We start from the raw sequence: 20,114 nt of genomic DNA, 5'->3' as shown, positions 1-20,114 counted from the left end.
GCGCCAGAGACGGGCAGTGGCGGAAGTCGCGGCGAGTGCCGATAGCGGACCTCGATGGGAGCTAATGACTTCATCGAGGGATGTTCTGCAGCTTACGACCTCAACGCCTTCAGGAGCATCTCACGCGCGAAAGAAACGCGAGGGTGCCGCAGAGCGGATCTTGCCCAGACAGAATGGGATTGTTCACGGGCGGAAATCCGGGACGGTGAGGCTTAAAAGATGGTTGTCGATGCCGAACGCCGCATTACCTCGCACTAGGTCGGGAACAGCGTGACCGACTATCCGGAATGTCACCTCACCCCGCGCAATTCCAATCAGCTCAGAAGCGCTTTAACATCGCCTCGGACTCATCGCCGCCGCCTCAGCCAGTCCGCAATGGCCAGGGCCACGGAAAGCAGCGCGAGCAGCGCCGCCAGCCGCGGCTCGGAGGTAAAGACGATGGCCGCGCATATCGCGAGTGCCGCCGGATAAAGCTGCGGATTGCCGCCGCTGCCCCGCCCCCCACCGCGCAACCGCTCGAGGTCTCGGGGGGCGATGCTGATCGGGATCGTACCGGTTCGGGCGACCTTCTCAATCTGCCCCACGAGGCTCGGCGTCGATAGCGCCGCTCTCCCCAGCGCGGCGAGCAGCTTGCCCGCTTCGCCGCGTAGCCGTGCCGGGCTGGTCCGCTCCCGCATCAACTCCCTGGCAAGGGGAGCGAGTTCGCGAGTCATGTCGAACGACGGATCGATGCGCCGGACGAAGCCCTCGGCCGTAAGCAGGGTACGGAGCACCAGGGCCAGATCGGGAGGGAGGGCGAGATGAAACTCGCGCAGGAGCGCAAAAACCCGCTGGAAGATGTCGCCAAGGTCGATCTGTTCGAGCAGGACGTTGCTGAAGCGGTCGATCAACTCGGCAAGGGCCTCTTCCAGCCTGATCCGGTCGACGTCCGGATCGCCCGCCCAAAGCATGAGAATGTCGACGACTCCGGCGGTGTCCTCCGACGCGATTGCCAGCCCGAGCCGGACCAGTTCCTCGCGCCGTTTCGGAAGCAGCGTTCCCACCGCCCCGAAGTCGATGAGCCCGAGCGCTCCGTCCTCTAGGAAGAACACGTTCCCCGGATGAGGGTCGGCATGGAAGTGACCGTTGATGATGATCATGCGCAGCACCACCTGGGCATAGGTGCTGGCCAGCGCGGTGAGATCGAGATTGGCGCGGCGCGCCGCCTCCAGGTCGCTCGCCGGGATGCCGCGAAACCGCTCCTGGATATTGACGCGCCTGCCAGACAGTTCCCAGTCGAAGCGGGCGGTTCGAACGCCCAGGTCCTTGAGGAAAGCGCCGATCGAATCGCTGGAGCGAGCTTCGGCGCTGAGGTCCATCTCGCGGTCGAGGCTTTCGGCGAAGTGGCGCAGCAGCTCATCCGGCTTCAGCCGCGCGATCTCGGGAATGCGGCGCTCGGCAATGCGCGCTAGGCGCCGTAAGAGCCGCAGGTCAGCATCGACGATCCGCTCGATCCCTGGGCGGCGAACCTTGACGATGACGTCCCGCCCGTCGAGCAGAGTCGCGGCGTGGACCTGGGCGATCGAGGCCGCTGCGATCGCCTTCTCGTCGAAATGGCTGAAGCAGTTCCCAATCGGCCCGCCGATCGCTTCCTCGATGAGCGGAAGCACGGTGGCGAACGGCAGTGGTGGAACCCGGTCCTGCAGCTTCGAGAGCGCCGCGATCCATTCCGGCTCCAGCAGGTCGCCGCGCATCGCGAGGATCTGGCCGAACTTGACCGCAACCGGGCCGATGTCGCGCAGTAGCGCGACCACGGCTTCCGGGCGGGCATATTCAATCGGCTCGTCGCGGGCGGACCCCAGGCCGAGGCGCGCGGCCAAGCCCTTGAGGCCGTGGCGCCCGAACAGAACCGCGATCTGAGCGAAACGCTCCCGCTCCTTCAGCGCAGCGCTGTCAGGCTCGTTCACCAGGTCTTGATTAGCCACGGCTCTCCACCGCGCGAGTGGCGCTCGGACCCTGTCGGAAGCCGGCCTCGTCTTCGAGCCCGTCCACGATCCGGCTGAGGTGCGCGATAGCGCCGTCCAATCCCGCAAGCTCTTCCACGGTCAGGCTGCCGAAGGTCTGGGCCACAATGCCGTCGTAGAGCGGCATGCCCTGTTCCAGCATCGCCCTGCCGGCATCCGTGATCTGCACGAGCTTGGCACGACGGTCGCCGGGGACCGGCAACCGCGTGACCAGGCCAGCCTGCTCAAGCGAGTCGATCGCCTGGGTCACAGTACGTGGCGCATGATCGAAAAAGCTGGCGATGTCGGTCGATCGGCGCGGCTGCTCCACAAGGAAAGCAAGAAGCTTCAGCCGGGCCATCGATGCGCCGTGAGCGGCGAGATGCGCGTCGATCAAACGCCGCATCCTGTACCACGTCCAGCCGAAAGTCGTGGCAATCGATCGTAAACGCTGTTCGTGAGGTTCCATATAATACGGTATTGCCTTAGTTTCAGTCGGTGTGGCAAGGGCGCGCGCCTCAATCCCGGAAGTGGACGAATCCTGGCATGGCCGATCAATCGACAGTCGCGGCGGCAGAAACTGAAAACACCGGAGAGCGCCGGAGTTCCCCGCTCAAGTCGCCACGGGTGCGGCTGGCGCTGCTCATTGGCGCAGTCGCGGTCCTCGTTGCCGGCCTCATCTGGTATTCCGATCGCCAGAGCCGCGGAATATACATGCAGGGCACCGATAACGCGTACATTGCCGCAGACTCGGTTGTCGTGGCGCCGAAGATCGCCGGCTATGTCGAGCGCGTCCTGGTTACCGAGAACCAAACGGTTCGGCAGGGCCAACCACTGGCCGAACTCGACCCGCGTGAGTATCGAGCGCAATCCGAGCAGATCACCAGCCAGATCGGCGCGGCCACAGCGACGGCCGACACCACGCGGTCCCAGATTGCGGAGCAGCAGGCCGCGATCGCACAGGCGCAGGCGCAACTCGACGCCGCACGCGCCGAAGCCGCGTTCGCGGCGCAGCAGGTCGCGCGCTACCAGCCTCTTGCCGAATCCGGCGCCGAGCCGCGCGAACGGCTCGCCCAACTCCAGACACAGGCCAGACAGGCACGCGAGCGGGCCGATGCTGCACGAGCAGGCCTGGTTGGCGCGCAGCGGCGGGTCGGCACGCTCGGCGCGCAGATCCGGCAGGCTCAATCGCAGGCCGACTCCGCGCGGGCGCAACTCGCCGCTGCTCGCCTTAACGTGGAGTCGACCCTGCTCAGGGCGGCCATCAGCGGCCGGGTCGGTGACCTCGCTGTTCGCGTCGGGCAGTTCGTCCAGCCCGGCACCCGACTGATGACCTTGGTGCCCGTCGACCGCTTGTTCATCGAGGCGAACTTCAAGGAGACCCAACTCGGCCTCATGCGGGTCGGCCAGCCGGTCAGCATCGAGGTGGATGCGCTTCCCGGCGTTGAGCTCACCGGGCGCGTGGCAAGCTTTGCTCCGGGTACCGGCGCGCAGTTCTCCGTCCTTCCGCCGCAGAACGCGACCGGCAACTTCACGAAAATCGTGCAGCGCGTGCCAGTTCGCATAGCGATCGACGCGCCTCCCGCAGTGCGGCGACTCCTCGTCCCGGGAATGTCGGTGGAAGTCACCGTCGACACACGGTCGGCCAAAGGAGAGCTGGACAGGATTCTGACGGGCCACGAGCCGGGAGCGTTAAGCGGTGGCGACAGCCGCAGCTCCCGCAGGTGCAGCGCGTCCTGAGAGAGCCGACGCGACGGCGTGGATTGCCGTGGCCGCGGGCGCGCTGGGGGCGCTGCTCGCGACCCTGGACATCTCTATCGTCAACTCGGCGCTGCCCACGATCCAGGGCGAGATCGGCGCAACCGGCACCGAGGGAACCTGGATCGCGACCTCTTTTCTCGTCGCCGAGATCGTCGTCATTCCATTGAGCGCCTGGCTCGAGCGTCTTCTCGGACTGAGGACCCTGCTTCTTATCGCCGTGACTGCCTTTACCGGCTTTTCGATCCTGTGCGGCGTCGCGACGGACCTGACGACGATGATCATAGGCCGCACTGGTCAGGGCCTGATGGGAGGGTTGTTGATCCCAACCGCGATGACGATCGTTGCCAAGCGCCTTCCGCCACACCAGCAGCCAATCGGGATGGCCCTGTTCGGGATGACCGTGATCCTGGGGCCGGTTCTGGGCCCGCTTCTGGGCGGATGGCTGACCGAGAATCTAAGCTGGCATTACGCCTTCTTCGTCAACGTACCCGTTTGCGCGCTGCTGCTGCTGCTCCTGCTGCTCGGCCTTCCGCACGAACGAACGAACTGGGTATATCTGCGCGAGGCGGACTGGCTCGGCATCATCGGCATGATCCTCGGCCTGGGAGGGCTGACCGTCGTGCTTGAAGAGGGCCATCGCGAGGAATGGTTCGAGTCGCCGCTCATCGTCCAGCTGACGATTGTGACGGTGGTCGGCTTTGTGCTGTTGGGAATCGGGCAGCTCTGGGCGGCAAGGCCTGTGTTGAAGCTTCGGCTGGTCCTCAGTCGTCAGTTCGGCAGCGTCGTCGTCATGGCGCTGGCGCTGGGAATGGTGATGTACGGCTCGATGTTCGTCATTCCGCAGTTCCTGGCGCTGATCGCTGACTATAATGCCCTCCAGACAGGGCAGGTCATCTTCCTCATGGGTGTTCCTGCCTTCCTGTTGATGCCGTTCATTCCTTTCATGATCCGGCTGATCGACATCAGGATCGCTGTCGGCGCTGGGTTGGCGATCATGGCCATCAGCTGTTTCGTAAGCACCAGCTTAACAGCAGAATCAGGCGGCGAAGCTTTCACGCAAGGACAGCTGATACGCGGAGTGGGCATGATCCTGACCATGCTCTTCTTGAATCAGGCGACGATCGCGTCGGTAAGCAAGGAGGACGCAGGCGACGCATCGGGCATCTTCAATGCCGCCCGGAACCTGGGAGGGTCATTCGCCCTGGCAGCGCTGGCTTCATTCCAGGACCAGCGCATGTGGCTCCACAGCCGCCGCATCGAAGAGACGCTGCCGGCCAACCAGTGGCAGGTCCAGGACTATCTTGGAGGGCTCGCGCATTCACTCGGAAGCATGGAGGCAGCCTTTCAGTCGCTCGCCGGAACCATCCAGCAGCAGGCCTTCGTGATGACCTACAACGACATCTTTTGGGGAATGGGCTTGCTGACGCTCCTGACCGTTCCGCTCGTATTGTTCCTTCGTCCGCTGCCCAAGGGGCTGTCGCTTTCCATGCACTGAGGCTCAAATGTCCAAGTTCCGATTTCTCATCCTTTCTCCACTGCTCCTCGCCGGATGCGTCGTCGGCCCGGATTATGCTGGACCGCCGGAGCTCGGCCGCGCCACCCCCAAAGCCACGTTTGCCCGTCAGGCACCAGGTGCGGTACCGAACGAGCCGGCCGTCGCCACCTGGTGGACGACGCTTCAGGACCCGGTGCTGGACGAGCTTGAGCGGCGCGTGCTTGCGGCCAACCCTTCTTTGGAGGCCGCGCAAGCGAGAATCCGCCAGACCCGAGCGTCGGTTCGTCAGGAGCGCGGCAACCTCTTTCCGACTGCGGGCGCTCAAGGGACAGCCGTGTTCGCCGATCTCCCCGGGATCGACCTCCAGTCAGGCCAGGGAGGCACCCCAACGCCGACGCCAACGCCAGCTCCGGCTCCGGCGCCGTCGGCACAGGACCAGGACACATCCCTGCGGTTCTACAATCTGGGGCTGAACGCCAACTGGGAGATCGACCTTGCCGGCGGGCAGGTGCGAACAATCGAGGCGGCCAATGCGCTGGCCGCCGCGGCCGCCTACAACGCGGCGGACGCGCAGGTCCAGCTGACCGCGGAAGTGGCGCAAACCTACACCAACCTTCGCGACCGGCAGCAGCGCGCCGCCGCCCTGCACCGCGCCCTCGAGCTCCAGCAGCAGCAGCTCGAGCTTGCGCAGCAGCGCTTCCGGCGGGGCACGGTTCCGGCCTTCACCGTCGGCCAGGCGGACCGCGCCGTGCAGGCAACGAGCAGTGATCTCGCCGCTGCCGAAGCCGAGATCGAGATCTACCTCAACGCGCTGGCCGCGCTTGCGGGTGAGGCGCCGGGATCGCTCGATCCGCTGTTGGCGCCTCCGCGGGACATTCCGCTGCCGCCGGACAGCGTCGCCATCGGCGATCCTGTCTCGCTCCTCCGCCGCCGGCCGGACATCCGCGCTGCCGAGCGCAACCTAGCGGCCGCGACGGCGCGCATCGGAGTGGCCGAAGCGGCCCGTTTTCCCAAGATCAGCTTCATGGGAATCCTCGGTATCGGTGGAACGACGATCGGAGACCTGGTCGACCTCGGCAACATCTCGAAGATTGCCGTCCCCCAGCTCCAGTGGGGCCTGCTCGACTTCGGGCGAACGTCGGCTGCGATCGCGCAGACCCGCGCCGGCCGCGACGAGGCCGAGGCGCAGTATCGGCAGGTCGTGCTCGGCGCGCTGCAGGACGCCGAGACGTCACTCTCCCGCTTCGCACAGCAAAGGCGCACCGTCGCCGCCCTCGCCGAGATCAGTCGGTCGGCAGAGCAGTCGGCCGCGCTCATGCGGCAGCGCTACGAGCGTGGCGTCATTTCGCTGGGCGACAGCCTCGACGCCGAGCGCCAGCGTCTGCTCGCAGAGGCCAACCTGCGCAGCGCCGTCGCAGCGCTCACTGCCAGCTACGTCGCGGTTCAGAAGTCGCTTGGGCTGGGATGGAGCGAAGCCAGCGGAGCAACTTGAGAAGCTGCCGCACGAGTAAGACATCAAGGATACACTCGACAGCGACAAGCAAAACCGTCCCCACGTTGGCTTCACTCGAGGGGCAAATTCGCATTTTATTAGAGTTGGCATGCCACCTGTTGCGGGGCGGGGGGCAGGTGCATGCAACTTGATTAGGGACGCCCGGGGCGCGCCCGGTCACAGCCAACGGGGTGGAAATATCCGTATAGAGGTCCGCTTCATTGCCTTGCCTTCGCAAAGCGGACGATCCGCTTGGGCCAACCTTTGCTTTTCACAGGGCCAGCGGCGCCGCAGTGCGGCGCATGTCGATAGCCGTCGCCAAGCAGCGGTTCTATGGTAGTGTAAACGGCGATTCGTATTCGTTATGTTTGTCCAGCGCGGGGCGCCAATCAGCCGGTCATCCCGTACACGCCCCCCGCCCGACGGACCCTGTTGTCGCGCCGGGCCATCACCGCTCAATCGTAGATGGGCCGCAACTCGTTATCGAGGTGGTAGCGGGTCAGCGCCATGGAGGCGAGGAGATCGGGCGAGCCGTCATACTCGATCGACATCCAGCCCTTGAACGCGTGCTGCTTGAGCAGCCGGTACAGTCCCTTGAGATCGAGTTCACCCAGACCCGGCTCCCAGAACCAGCGTGTGCCATCGTCGGTAATCTCGGGATCGCGTGCGTAGCGGACGCTGTCGGGCTGGCGCGCCGAGCCGGTGTCCTTGAGGTGGAAGGTGCTGATCCGGTCGTGATAGTCATTGTAGAAGGTCAGCAGGTCTTCGCCCATGATCGAAATCTGGGCCGTGTCGATGCAATAATGCACCAGCTTCGGGTCAGTCGATTCGATCAGCTCGCGGTGGTTCTCGATGTTGATCGCACAGAAAAACTCGTTGTGCAGGCCGATCTTGACGCCGTGATCGGTGGCATAGCGACCGATCTCGTTCATCACCTTTGCGCATTGCTGCACTTCGTCCCGGCTCAGCGGCCCGGTCCCGCAATAATTCTGCGTCGGACAGGTGTTCATGTAGGTGCCGCCGAACTTGACGATCGTGTCCACCGCCTCCCGGCCGGCCCGCACGGCTTCGTCGAAATGGCCGGCGTCGTGCGAGGCATGGGCGCCATGGAACATGCCGATCACCTCGACCCCGCGTTCCTTCGCGAAGGCTGTGAACTTCTCGGGCGATCCGAACAGCGGGAGGATATCCGCCAGATCCCAGGGTGCGATCTCGATCCCCTCGAACCCCAGCGCCGACTGGTATTTCAGGATGGTGTCCCAGTCCGAATAATAGGCGGTATTCGTCTTATCCTCATAATAAAATTCGCGAAAATTGTCGATCTGCCGATACGGAATGGTCTTCCAATGGCACATGTTGGCGTAGCGGATATTGGGCATGGCGGAGGCTCCGTCCGACTTAGTTCTGCAACTGGTTGAGAAGGGCGCGGGTGCGCAGCAGCGCGCGGAAGGGATCGCGGGTCTGACGCGCGCTGCACACGACCGGGCCGGTGTAGTTCAGGCGATCGAGCAGCCGAACCACGCCGGCCAGATCGACATTGCCGGTGCCCGGATCGCGGAATACCTGCGTCGCGCGCTGCGCCGGGAATTCAGGGTTCGCGCTTTTCCACACATCGCCCGGATCGACGAATTGGGTGTCGGTGAGGTGCACACAGCCGATGCGGCCCTGCTGCGCTTCGATGAACGCCGCTGGATCGACGCCGGCGATCGTCAGGCTCGCCACATCGACGTCGAGCTTCACGCTGTCGGGCAGCGCGTCGAGCAAGGGCCGGACATCCTCGCCACGGAACAGGCTCCAATATTCATTGCGCAGCACCAGGGTGACGCCCGCTGCGTCCGCCTTTTCCGCCAAACCGCCCAGCAACTGGAGGGTCCGCTCGGTAAAGGTCGCGCGCTTAGCCTCGATATCGGGGTGATAGTGCGCGACGCGCCCGTAACAGGGCGACGGGCTGATCGCGAAATAGTCGGCCCCCAGATCGGCGGCGTGCGCCAGCGCCTCGCCCGCGAAATGTCCGCTCGCGCCGAAGAAGAAATCGAGATTGTCGTTCCGCATGAACAAATTGGGGTCGAACGTCACGCCCGCGACCTGGTCGATGCCGCTGTCGGCCAGCACGGCCCGATAGTTGGCGGCCGACTCATATTTGGTGTTGATGCAATAGCGGTTCATCGGAACGCCGCTGCGCCCGCCAAACTGCCAGACCGGCTCATAGGGGATCTCGATCGATCGAAACCCGCTCGCGCGGATCAGCGGATAGAGTTCTTCCCAGAAATAGCGGCTCTCGAACCGGTTGCGGTTCGGCTCCTGATAGTGGCGGTTGATCAGGTCCAGGCTGATCGCAATCCGATCGAGGTTCATCGCGTCGTCCATCTGAATAATGCGCCGTCGGCGACGGCGGTAGGAGGCTCGGCCCGGCGGGCGTCAGTCGGCGAGCATCCGCTGCGACTGGGCCAGCGACCGGTCCATCGGCATGGTCGGGAAATATTCGAGGCCGATGGCGCCGGTGTAGCCAATGTCGCGCAGCGTGCGCGTGACCTTGGTCCAGTCGAGGTTGCCGGTGCCCGGCTCGTTGCGGTCGGGCATGTCGGCGACCTGCACATGCGCGACGAGGTGAATGCGGCCCGCCAGCACCTCCGCCATGTCCTCGCCCATCACGGCGCTGTGCCAGACATCGTACAGCAAGCGCAGGTTCGGACTGCCCACCGCTTCGACCAGATCGAGGCCGAGCTTGGTGCTGACGAGATACATGGTGGCAAACAATTGCGTGTTGAGCGGCTCGAGCAGCAGCATGACGCCCGCCTCCTCCGCCGCATCCGCCGCCGCGCGCAGGGCGGTGACGGCATTGGCGAAATGCTCTTCCTCGCTCATCCCCTCGACCCGGAAGCCCGAGGCGACGATCAGGTTCGGCTTGCCGAGAATCTCGGTCGCGGCGATCGTTTCGCGCACCGCTGTGACCATCTCATCGCGCTGCGCCGGGTCGACGATCGAGCGGCGCGGGTCGACGCACAGGCTGGTGAGCCGCACGCCGGTTTCGTCGAGCGCGGCGGCGAGCGCATCGATCGGCTTGTCGCGCCACAGGTGGAATTCGGCCAGCGCAAAGCCGGCCGCCTTGGCCGCCCGCACGCGCGCATCGAGCGCGCCGGCGTCGGCGAACTGCCATTCGATGCAGGAGGATAGTTGATAAGCCGCAGACATAGGATCCCTTCCCATTCCACGGCCCCGTGGTGCGTCACGCACTCGTATGCCTGGCGGGCTCAATCCCGCTATTTTGTCGCTCCCCCGATACGGATCTTCGCCAAAAGATCAAGGTCGGAATGGGTGTGACTTCTAAACGTCGAGGCTTGGCGTTAGCTTCGACCCCAGCCGGGCACCAGTCATTCCGCGCGAAGCGGAAGCCCCGGGGGAGGATTCGATGCCGCATTTCGGCGACTATCAGCATGCGATCTATGGCGCGGGGTTGCAGGGCGTGGTGCCGACGATCCCGGTCGATTTCGCGACCCTTGAGAAGCGCGCCGAGGCCGCAATGGCGCCGTCCTTGCTATCCTATGTCCAGGGCGGATGCGGTGACGAGCAGACGCAGCGCGCCAATGCCGACGCCTTTCGCCATTGGGGCATCGTGCCGCGGATGATGGTCGATTGTTCGACCCGCGACCTGTCGGTCGATCTGTTCGGATTGAAGCTCCCCTCCCCGCTGTTCATGGCCCCGGTAGGCGTGGCGGGCATGTGCACGCAGGACGGGCATGGCGACATCGCCGCGGCGCGCGCCGCCGCGCTGACCGGCGTGCCGCTCACCGTCTCCACGCTGACCAACGACCCGCTGGAGGATGTCGCCGCCGCGATGGGCGACACGCCGGGGATGTTCCAACTCTACACGCCCAAGGACCCAGAACTCGCCGCGAGTCTGGTCAGCCGCGCCGAGGCGGCGGGGTACAAGGCGATCGTCGTGACGCTCGACACCTGGGTGACCGGCTGGCGGCCGCGCGACCTCAACACCGCAAACTTTCCGCAGTTGCGCGGGCATGTCCTGTCGAATTACTGGTCCGATCCGCGTTTCCGGAAGATGCTTGCCAAGCCCGCGGCGGAGGACCCGCGCGCGGCGGTGATGACCTGGGCGGCGACGTTCGGGCGGGTGCTGACCTGGGCCGACATGAAGTGGCTGCGGTCGCTGACCAAGCTCCCGATCGTGCTCAAGGGCATTTGCCACCCCGACGATGCGCGCCGCGCGATCGACGAGGGGGCGGACGGCATCTATTGCTCCAATCATGGCGGGCGGCAGGCCAATGGCGGAATCGCGGCGATCGACCTGTTGCCCGATGTGGTCGCGGCGGCGGACACTGTGCCGGTGCTGTTCGATTCAGGCATCCGCTCCGGCAGCGACGTCGCCAAGGCGCTGGCGCTGGGCGCAACTGCGGTCGGCGTGGGTCGCCCCTATTGCTACGGCCTCGCGCTCGGCGGCGCCGAGGGGGCAGCGCATGTGCTGCGATCGATCCTGGCCGAGGCTGATCTGCTGATGGCGGTCGACGGTTTTCCGAGCATCGCGGCGCTGCGTGAGGCGGGTGCCGTGCGCCTTCCGTAATATCCAAACCGTCTCATAAAAGCCCGATTGACCAGCGTTGTCTGATAGCGCTACCAATCTATTCCAATACGGCCCGCTAGTGGCCGGATCGACGAGGAGAGATGCGCATGATGGGCCCGTTGGCGCTCGCCGCCCTGTTGACCGCCACACCGCAAGCGGTTCCCGCCCGCACCGACAAATTGCCGGTCGGCGTCTGCATCAACATCGGCAACACGTTCGAGCCGCCGGCCGAATCCGCCTGGGGTGGCAAGCCGCTGGCCGATGACGATATGGCGATCATCGCCAGGGCCGGGTTCAAGACGGTGCGCCTGCCCGTCCGCTGGGACACGCATGCCGGGTCGGGGCCGGACTTCAAGATCGACGAAGCCTATATGAAGCGCATCCGCACCGCCGTCGAACAAGCGCGCGCTGCGGGGCTCAACGTCATCCTCAACAGCCATCATTTCGGCGCGATCCACAAGGATCCGCTGGGCAGCGCGCCGCAGCTGGCGGCGATGTGGCGGCAGATCGCGGCGCGCTTTGCCGACATGCCGCGCGACCATGTGTGGTTCGAGATCGAGAACGAGCCGCACGAAAAGTTCGACCACAGCAATCTGCTGGCGGTGCTGACGCCGGCGCTGAAGGCGATCCGTGAAACCAACCCGGATCGGCCGGTCATCATCGGCGGCGAACTGTGGAGCGGGATCGACAGTCTGGCGACGCTGCCGCTGCCCGACGATCCCCATATCGTCCCGACCTTCCACTACTATGAGCCGTTCGACTTCACCCATCAGGGCGCGAGCTGGGTCAACCCCGCCCCGCCGGTCGGACGCACCTATGGCACCGCAGAGGATGCGATCCGGCTGAAGCGCGATGTCGAGAAGATCCGCGCCTATATCGCGCGCACGGGCAAGACGCCGTTCATGGGCGAAACCGGGGCGCACACAACCACCAGCCTGGATCAGCGCGTCGCGTACCACCGCGCGGTCACTGCAGCGTTCGGGCCAATGGACATCGGCATGTGCGCCTGGGCGTACAGCAACACCTTCCCATTCTATGACAAGGAGAAGAAGCAATGGCTTCCCGGTCTGCGCGGCGCGATGGGGCTGCCGGAATGAAGCGGGTTCTGATCGCTGCGGTCGCCCTGGCCGCACTGCTCCCCACCGCGGTCATGGCGCAGGACCAGCCAACGGCCGAGCTTCAGGCGCTCGACGATGCGCTGCCCGGCACGCTGATCAACGATCCGTCGCGCATGGACTGGGCCTTTTACGGCGCCGAGCAGAAGACGAAGAACGTGCAGGACCCGTCGATCCCGGGTGGCGGTGCCGCCGTGCGAGTCGATGTGCCGCGCGCCGGCGCCAATATCTATGACAGCGGCGCGAACGTGCCGATCCGGCGCGGGATCGCGGCCGGGCGCGACGTGACCGTCGCCTTCTACGCCCGGACACTGAAGTCCGAGGCTCCCGGCGGCAAGGGCAAGATCGGCGTGCGCTTCCAGCAGAATGCCGCGCCCTATGCCGGCTTTGGCGACACGGTGCTCGACATCGGCAGCGAATGGGCGCTGTACGAAGTCACCGCACGATCGGACAAGGCGCTGCCGACCGGACAGGCGGTGGTCGGCCTCCAACTCGCCGGGGCCAAGCAGACCATCGAGATCGGCCAGGTGATCATCGTCGAGGGCGCGACCAGCATCCGCACGGTGAAGCGCGTCGAGACCGCCGCCGCGCCCGATCCCGAGCTGCCGCCGCAGCTCAAGGACAAGGGCAGGATGCTCAACGATCCCGCCAATCGCGACTGGGGATTCCACGGCGCGGGCCAGACGACCAAGGCGACGGTGACCAATGTCTATGGCCGCGTCGGCACGCTGTTCACCGTCGCAACCGCCGGACCCGCGCCCTATGCCTCGGGCGCGAGCATCGCGCTGAACGAGGAGATCAAGGACGGCGACGTCCTGCTCGTCGCGGTGCTCGCGCGCGCGCTGTCGGCGGGCACGGCGGACGGTCAGGGACTGTTGTCGGTGCGCATCCAGAAGAACGCCGCGCCCTATGACGGTTTCCTCGACAAGCAGGTCCAGGTCGGGCCGAACTGGCGACTCTATCAGTTCCGCACACAGGCCCCGATGGACATCGCCAAGGGTGCCGGCCAGCTGTCGCTCCACACCGGCGGTGCACGGCAGGAGATCGAGGTCGGGCCGGTCTATGTCATCCGCGAAGAGGCGGTGCTGAACCCGTCGGGCAACTGAATGTCGCGGCGGTGGCGGGAAGCTGGTAGCGCAGCGCCATGACCGATCCGGTTTCCAGCATCGTCATCGTCGGCGGCGGCACCGCCGGATGGATGGCGGCCGCCGCCGCCGCGCGCTTCCTCAATGACGGCAAGCGCCAAATCACTTTGGTCGAATCCGATGCGATCGGAACGGTGGGGGTCGGCGAGGCGACGATCCCGCCGATCCGCGAGTTCAACCATCGGCTGGGCATCGACGAACGCGAGTTCGTGCGCGCAACCGGCGCGACGATCAAGCTGGGCATCGAATTCGTCAACTGGGCGCGCAAGGGCGACCGCTACCTGCACCCGTTCGGCGAACTGGGGCATGATTTCGAGGGCGTCGCCTTCCACCAATATTGGCTGAAGCACCGCATCGGGGACCTTGAGGACTATTGGATGGCGGCCCAGGCGGCGCGGCGCGACCGCTTCGCGCATCCCGCCCCCGACCCGCGTTCACCGCTGGGCGGGCTTGCCTATGCCTATCATTTCGATGCGGGTCTCTACGCCACGTTCCTGCGCCGCCGGGCCGAAGCGGGCGGCGTCGCGCGCGTCGAGGGAAAGATCGCGTCGGTCGAGCGCCACGGCGAGACCGGCCATGTCGCGGCGGTGCTGCTCGACGATGGCCGCCGGGTCGCGGGCGATTTCTTCATCGATTGTTCCGGGTTTCGCAGCCTGTTGCTCGGCGACGCTTTGGGGGTCGGCTATCGCGACTGGTCGAACTGGCTGCCGTGCGACCGCGCGATCGCGGTGCCGTGCGAGCGTGCCGATCCGCTGACCCCGCTGACCCGCGCCACCGCGCACGACTTTGGCTGGCAATGGCGCATCCCGCTGCAGCACCGCACCGGCAACGGCATCGTCTATGCGAGCGCGTTCGGCAGCGAGGAGGCGGCGCGCGAGACGCTGCTGGCAAACCTAGACGCCCCCGCGACCGACGCACCGCGCGGCCTGTCGTTCACGGCGGGCGTGCGCGAGCGGCAATGGGAGGGGAATGTCGTCGCGCTCGGCCTGTCCGCCGGGTTCGTCGAGCCGCTCGAATCGACCAGCATCCACCTGATCCAGACCGGCATATCGAAGCTGATGTGGCTGTTCCCGGACCGGAACATGGGTTCGGCGGGGCGCAACGAATATAACCGGCTGATGCATGAAGCGTATGAATATGTGCGCGATTTCATCGTGCTACATTACAAGGCGACGGAGCGGCGCGACACCGATTTCTGGCGGCATGTCGGCGAGATGACCGTCCCCGACAGCCTCGCCGCCAAGCTCGAGCTGTGGCGCGAGCGCGGGCGCATCCGCCGGTACGACCATGACCTGTTCGGCGTGCCGAGCTGGGTCGCGGTGCTGCTCGGCCAGCGCATCATCCCCGAGGGGCACGACCCGCTGGTCGATTCGATGGACGATGCGCGAGTGACCGCCGCGATGCGCCACATCGCCGCGACCTATGCCGATGTGGCAGGACAGTTGCCCGGCCACGCCGACCAGATCGCGGCGATGGTTCGGCAGGGTTAGAGTTTCGTCACCCCGGCCTTGAGCCGGGGTGACGAGAAGGAATGGTCAGGGGCAACCGACCACCCGGTCCGCCGCCGTCCCCAGCGCGACGCGCGACAGGCTGAACGTAAACGCGCCTTCGCTGCGCAGCACGAACGGAGCCTCGACCCGGCCCAGATTCGTCCCGCCCGCGGCGAAGCATTTGAGCGGGACGCCGTAGCTCACCCAGTCTCCCGGCTTCGCCCCTTCGATCGGGGTCGCGCGGACCGCAGCATTGCCGATGCGAAAGTGAAGCGGCCCAGCGGGCTTGGCATCGACGCGCATGGTCGCGACCAGCATGACGTCGCCATTGGTCTCGCGCGTCAAATCGAGCGGTGCCTGGGTCGCGAGCGCGACATCGGCATTGCCCGATGTGATGGCAAAGCGCCGTGCGCCTTCCTGCACGACATGGTCGACTGCGGTCACGCGGACCCGCCCGCTCGCCGCGACCGATGGCACGGTGGTGATCCGCGTCGAATCCGCCGGGTCGCCATAGACGAGCAGCGACCATGACGCGGCCGGAACGCCGCCCGCGAAATAGACATGGCCGGCATCCTCATCGGCGACCCCGCTATCCTCAGACAGCGGCTTCCACGCAGCGGGGCCACCGGCCAGAGTCAGGCCATAGCCGAACGGGAACAACGTCGGACCGTCGGCGCGCGCGGTGGCGGGCCAGGCGACGGGCAGCTTGCCGGTGAAGTCATATGGCGCGCGGCGATCCTTGCGCTGGACCAGCAGGTCGGCGATGCCGCCGCCTTCCGATCCCGGCAGCCAGGCGACGACGAAGGCGTCGGCGACGTTGAGTTCCGGGTTCATGAACAGCGGGCGGCCGGTGACCATTACCGCGACCACCGGAATCCCCTGCGCCTTGAGCGCCTTCATCGTCTCATAGGGCTTGCGCAGTTCGGGGCGCAGCTGGAGCGTTTTCAGGTCGCCCTGGAACTCGGCATAGGGCGTTTCGCCGAACACGACGATCGCCACATCGGGCTTCTTGGCGAACTTGCCGTCCGCCGCCAGCTCCGCGCTGCCGCCGGTCGCGGTCACCGCACTTTGCAGCCCCTTCCAGATCGAGGTCGCTCCGGGGAATTGCTCGTTCGTAACGCCCGTGCCCTGCCAGGTCAGCGTCCAGCCGCCCGACTGACGGCCGATGTCGTCGGCGGCATCGCCGGCGACCAGCACATGCGCGCCTGCCTTCACCGGCAACAGCGCGCCACTGTTCTTGAGCAGCACCAGCGACTTGCGCACTGCGTCGCGCGCCACCGCGCGGTGATCGGCGTGACCGAGCAGCGACCAGTCGCCGGCATATTTGCGCGTCGAGGGTTTGCCGGCCTCGAACAGACCGAGCCGCATCTTGACGCGCAGGATGCGCGCTACGGCGTCGTCGAGCCGCGCCATCGGCACCTCGCCCGACTTCACCTGGGCGACCAGCGAGTTCCACAGCGGCTTCCAGCTGTCGGGTGCCATATACATGTCGAGCCCGGCATTGACCGCCTTGGGGCACGAAGCGTTGGTGCAGCCTTCGACCTGGCCGTGCGCGTTCCAGTCGGAGACGAGGAAGCCTCCGAAATTCATGCGTTTCTTCAGCACATCGGTCAGCAGCCCCTTGTGCCCGGTCATCTTGGTGCCGTTCCAGCTGGAGAAGCTGACCATCACCGTCGCCACACCCTGCTCGATCGCGGGAATATAGGGGGCGCCGTGGATGTCGCGCAGTTCCTCTTCGCTGATCCGCGCATCGCCCTGATCGCGCCCCTCATGTGTGCCGCCATCGGCGAGGAAATGCTTGGTCGATGCGAGGACATAGGGACCGCTGAGCAGGTTGGTGCCGCTGCCCGGGCCCTGCAACCCGCGCACCATCCGCTCGACATAAGAGGCGACCAGATCGGGGTCGGACGAATAGCCCTCGTACGCGCGGCCCCAGCGGAAATCGCGCGGGACGGTGACGGTGGGGGCGAAGGTCCATTCCTGACCCGTGGCGCGGATCTCCAGCGCGGTCGCCTGCGCGATCTTCTCGATCAGGTCCGGATCGCGCATCGCGCCGAGGCCGATATTGTGGGGGAACAGCGTCGCGCCGATGATGTTGCTGTGGCCGTGCACCGCATCGGTGCCCCAGATGATCGGCACACCGACGCGCCCGCCGCTCTTGTCGACCGACGCTTCGTAGAATTCATCGGCAAGCTGGAGCCATTTGGGCGCAGCGGCGAAATCGTCGCCATAGGGGCCGCTGCTGCCACCGTTGAGGACCGAGCCGAGATGATAGGTGCGCACATCCGCCGGGGTGACGCTGGCGATGTCCGCCTGGACGATCTGGCCGACCTTCTCCTCGACGCTCATCTTGGCGATCAGCGCCTTGATCTTCGCCTCGACAGCGTTGTCTGTCCGCTGCGGCCAGGTCGGGCTGGGCCAGATTTCGGGGTTCACCGGGCTTTCTTGCGCGGCCAGCGGTGCGGCCAGCGCGGCGCCGAGCGCCAGGAGCATCAAACGCTTCATCTATTCCTCTCCATGATGCGGATCAGTTGGTCGTGTGGGACGGCGCGGGCCGTGGGATCGACGCGGGCGGGGCGAACCCCGCGCGCGAACCACCAGCCGACCCATTCGCCGGGGGTGACGGGATCCCAGTCGCGATAGGGGACGCGCCCGCGTGCGACAAAGCCCGCGCGGAAGGCGGTGAGTTCAACGGTCGGCACGCCGCCCCAACGCTCGATGGCCCAGTCGAGCAGGCGCTGATGGGCAATGGCGGTGCGACGATTATACTCGGCGGCCTCACGCGCGCTCGGGTCGGCGTGCGGCATGAATTCGATCGCGCGCAGGATATCGGCATGGGCTGCGGACAGCGCATGACCGTCGAAACTCTCGGCGACGAGCGCCGCTTCGCCGAGTGCGATGCGGTTGCCGGTGCGTGGCGTCGGGTGACTGCCCGGGGGCAGTCCCTCGCCCCGCTCCAGCCGCCAGCCCCAGGGCGGCGCCTGCCACGCGACGGCGGCACCGGTCGCCAGCGTCTCGCCCTCGGGGCCGCCCGGCGGGATCGCTTCGGCGATCAGGCGCGGTAGCGGGGCGTCGGTCCAGTCGCTCCCCGGAGCCGTGCAGTCGAGCAGCAATTCGGCCTCATCGGCCTCCCCCGTGCGATCCCCAGCGCCGCCGCCATTTCGGCAAGCAGCGCGACATAGGCCGGCATGTCGAAACGCACCCCGAACGGCTCAGCCCCCGGCGCGGTCAGCTCCGCCCAATCGGGCGCGGCATCGAGTCGATCGGCGATGCTGCGCAGCCAGAGCTGGTGCAGCGCGACCCCCTCGACATGCGGGATCGCGCCGGGTGCGCCCAGCGCGATGCCGTCCAGCGTCACGCGACGGATCGCGACCGCACCGGTGCGGCGAATGAACAGCTGCTGGTCCAGCCCGATCGCGCGGTGGAACCCGTCGATCGCGATGGTCGCCGCGCCGATCCGGTCAAGCAGCGACCGGGGATCGGCGGGACGATCGACGAGGGTGATCCGCGCCGTCGGCAATGCACGGCGAAAGGCGATGGCGGCGGACAGCGCGACCACGCCGCTGCCCAGCACCGCGACGCTGGCCGGGCCGCTCACGCCGTCCCCCCATGCGCCATGCGCACGGATCGCAGCTTCATGATCGGGCATCGCGTCGACCCGCTCGCGGATCGTGCGCGAGATATCGTCGAGCGCCTTCGCCAGTACGGGAGTCGACGGATTGTCGGCACGCGGATCGTGCCGCGCGGGCATCATACCCTGCCCCAGATAGACCGCGATCCAGCTGGGTTCGAGGAACAGCCCCTCGCCATATTGCTCGATCCGGCCGCTCTCGCGCCACAGCTCCAGCTTGCCCGCGAGACTGTCGGGCAGTTCCATCGTGCGGACATGGTTCCAGAAGTCCGAATCGTCGCGCGTCGTGGCGTGATAGTGCAGGATCAGGAAGTCGCGGACGCGGTCATATTCATAATCGACCGTCGCGTTGAACGCGGCGCGGTCGGCGGGGTCGATCTGCCGTTCGGGGAACAGCTCGATCAGCCGCATCACCGCCATTTGCGCGAGATGGATGCTGGTCGATTCGAGCGGTTCGAGGAACCCGCTGGCGAGCCCGATGCTGACGACATTGCCGACCCAGCTCTCGCGCCGCCGCCCGGCCCGGAAGCGCAGCACGCGCGGATCGACCAGCGGCGTGCCCTCGACCGCGCCCAGGATCGCGTCACACGCCGCATCCTCCGACAGGAAGCTGCTCGAAAAGACATAGCCGTTGCCGACGCGATGCTGCAGCGGGATGTGCCAGCGCCACCCCGCACCCATCGCGGTGGCGCGGGTATAGGGCTCGATCGCGCCGGGCATGCTCTGCGTCGGCAATGCGGCGGCGCGGTCGCAGGGCAGCCAGCGCGACCAATCCTCCCACGCCGCATCCATCGCCCCGCCGATCAGCAAGGCGCGGAAGCCCGAGCAGTCGATGAACAGGTCGCCCGCAACGCGCTTGCCGCTTTCCAGCACAAGTTGCGTGACGTCCCCGTTCTCTCCGTTGCGCTCGACTCCGGTCACCCGACCCTCGGTCCGCACGACACCGCGCGCCTCCGAATAGCCGCGCAGCATCGGCGCCAGCCTGGTCGCATCGAACTGATACGCCCAGCCATAGCTCGTGGCGAGAAAGTCCCCATCCGCCGGCGGAAAGGCGAAGCGATTGGCGCGCGCCGCCATGATCGGCAGCGAATAATCCTCGATGCTGTGGCGCAGGCCCTCCTCGCGCGCGCGAGCCAATAATGGTGGAATCCGACCCCGGCGAGGTCCACACCATAGGCACCGAACGGGTGGACATAGCGCTCGCCGATCTTGCCGAAATCGCGGAAATCGATCCCCAGCTTGAAGGTCGCGTTGGTGGCGCGCATCATCTCGGCCTCGTCGATGCCGAGCCGCTGGAGGAACGCGCGCAGGTGCGGCAGCGTCGCCTCCCCCACGCCGACGATCCCGATTTCCTCGGATTCGATCAGGCGCACGTCCGCCACGCCCGGCAGGAACCGCGCAAGGGCGGATGCGGTCATCCACCCTGCGGT

General features: G+C 66.3%; 14 protein-coding genes and 1 pseudogene. 7 read left to right on the top strand and 8 right to left on the bottom strand.

The genetic code is table 11. The features are described 5' to 3' along the window. Positions 1-347 precede the first annotated feature (347 nt). Together LRS08_RS11830 and LRS08_RS11825 are read right to left on the bottom strand one after the other, a co-directional pair. On the bottom strand, positions 348-1,946 hold the full coding sequence (locus tag LRS08_RS11830; RefSeq protein WP_257843507.1) for an ABC1 kinase family protein: 1,599 nt from the start codon (positions 1,944-1,946) through the stop codon (positions 348-350). A gap of 10 nt (positions 1,947-1,956) precedes the next feature. Continuing rightward, a complete protein-coding gene (locus tag LRS08_RS11825; protein WP_257843508.1) occupies positions 1,957-2,388 on the bottom strand; it encodes a MarR family winged helix-turn-helix transcriptional regulator in 432 nt (143 codons plus the stop codon). A 140-nt stretch (positions 2,389-2,528) separates the two neighbouring features. On the opposite strand from LRS08_RS11825, the gene LRS08_RS11820 reads away from it, so the two are divergent. The 3 genes from LRS08_RS11820 to LRS08_RS11810 are packed head-to-tail and all read left to right on the top strand — an operon-like array spanning position 2,529 to position 6,730. Further along, positions 2,529-3,722 (top strand): HlyD family secretion protein, encoded by a 1,194-nt coding sequence (locus tag LRS08_RS11820; RefSeq protein WP_260480759.1) that lies wholly within the window; start codon positions 2,529-2,531, stop codon positions 3,720-3,722. Then, on the top strand, positions 3,682-5,238 hold the full coding sequence (locus LRS08_RS11815) for a DHA2 family efflux MFS transporter permease subunit (protein ID WP_374580306.1): 1,557 nt from the start codon (positions 3,682-3,684) through the stop codon (positions 5,236-5,238). Before LRS08_RS11820 ends, LRS08_RS11815 begins: the two co-directional genes overlap by 41 nt. 7 nt (positions 5,239-5,245) lie before the next feature. Continuing rightward, positions 5,246-6,730: an efflux transporter outer membrane subunit gene (locus LRS08_RS11810; RefSeq protein ID WP_257843511.1), complete on the top strand. Its 1,485-nt coding sequence runs from the start codon at positions 5,246-5,248 to the stop codon at positions 6,728-6,730. 455 nt (positions 6,731-7,185) lie between these two features. Here the strand turns inward: LRS08_RS11810 and LRS08_RS11805 are convergent, their stop codons facing one another. The 3 genes from LRS08_RS11805 to LRS08_RS11795 are packed head-to-tail and all read right to left on the bottom strand — an operon-like array spanning position 7,186 to position 9,922. Further along, a complete protein-coding gene (locus LRS08_RS11805) occupies positions 7,186-8,109 on the bottom strand; it encodes a sugar phosphate isomerase/epimerase (protein WP_260480758.1) in 924 nt (307 codons plus the stop codon). Between the two features lie 19 nt (positions 8,110-8,128). Beyond that, positions 8,129-9,097: a sugar phosphate isomerase/epimerase family protein gene (locus LRS08_RS11800; protein ID WP_260480757.1), complete on the bottom strand. Its 969-nt coding sequence runs from the start codon at positions 9,095-9,097 to the stop codon at positions 8,129-8,131. Positions 9,098-9,148: 51 nt separating this feature from the next. Beyond that, positions 9,149-9,922: a sugar phosphate isomerase/epimerase family protein gene (locus LRS08_RS11795; RefSeq protein WP_257843515.1), complete on the bottom strand. Its 774-nt coding sequence runs from the start codon at positions 9,920-9,922 to the stop codon at positions 9,149-9,151. Between the two features lie 217 nt (positions 9,923-10,139). On the opposite strand from LRS08_RS11795, the gene LRS08_RS11790 reads away from it, so the two are divergent. From LRS08_RS11790 to LRS08_RS11775, 4 genes are all read left to right on the top strand, one after another. Further along, positions 10,140-11,303 carry an alpha-hydroxy-acid oxidizing protein gene (locus tag LRS08_RS11790; RefSeq protein ID WP_257843516.1) on the top strand — a complete coding sequence of 388 codons (1,164 nt, stop codon included), beginning with the start codon at positions 10,140-10,142 and terminating at the stop codon, positions 11,301-11,303. Between the two features lie 107 nt (positions 11,304-11,410). Next, on the top strand, positions 11,411-12,400 hold the full coding sequence (locus tag LRS08_RS11785) for a glycoside hydrolase family 5 protein (protein WP_257843517.1): 990 nt from the start codon (positions 11,411-11,413) through the stop codon (positions 12,398-12,400). Continuing rightward, entirely contained in the window at positions 12,397-13,524 is a 1,128-nt protein-coding gene (locus LRS08_RS11780) for a hypothetical protein (RefSeq protein WP_257843518.1), read from the top strand. Before LRS08_RS11785 ends, LRS08_RS11780 begins: the two co-directional genes overlap by 4 nt. A 38-nt stretch (positions 13,525-13,562) precedes the next feature. Next, positions 13,563-15,053, top strand: a complete 1,491-nt coding sequence (locus LRS08_RS11775; protein WP_257843519.1) for a tryptophan halogenase family protein — start codon at positions 13,563-13,565, stop codon at positions 15,051-15,053. 45 nt (positions 15,054-15,098) lie between these two features. Here the strand turns inward: LRS08_RS11775 and LRS08_RS11770 are convergent, their stop codons facing one another. From LRS08_RS11770 to LRS08_RS20085, 3 genes and pseudogenes are all read right to left on the bottom strand, one after another. Continuing rightward, positions 15,099-17,558: a glycoside hydrolase family 3 protein gene (locus LRS08_RS11770; RefSeq protein ID WP_257843520.1), complete on the bottom strand. Its 2,460-nt coding sequence runs from the start codon at positions 17,556-17,558 to the stop codon at positions 15,099-15,101. Further along, positions 17,555-18,166 (bottom strand): tryptophan 7-halogenase, encoded by a 612-nt coding sequence (locus LRS08_RS11765; RefSeq protein WP_260480756.1) that lies wholly within the window; start codon positions 18,164-18,166, stop codon positions 17,555-17,557. Before LRS08_RS11765 ends, LRS08_RS11770 begins: the two co-directional genes overlap by 4 nt. Continuing rightward, a pseudogene (locus LRS08_RS20085) lies at positions 18,106-20,102 on the bottom strand (tryptophan 7-halogenase). The gene LRS08_RS11765 and the pseudogene LRS08_RS20085 overlap by 61 nt, the downstream one beginning before the upstream one ends. Positions 20,103-20,114: the final 12 nt, after the last annotated feature.

Origin of the sequence: Sphingomonas sp. J315 (assembly GCF_024666595.1) — a bacterium.
Taxonomy (GTDB): domain Bacteria; phylum Pseudomonadota; class Alphaproteobacteria; order Sphingomonadales; family Sphingomonadaceae; genus Sphingomonas.
The sequence above is the reverse complement of the archived record's forward strand: the minus strand, read 5'-3'. Positions and strand labels throughout refer to the sequence as shown.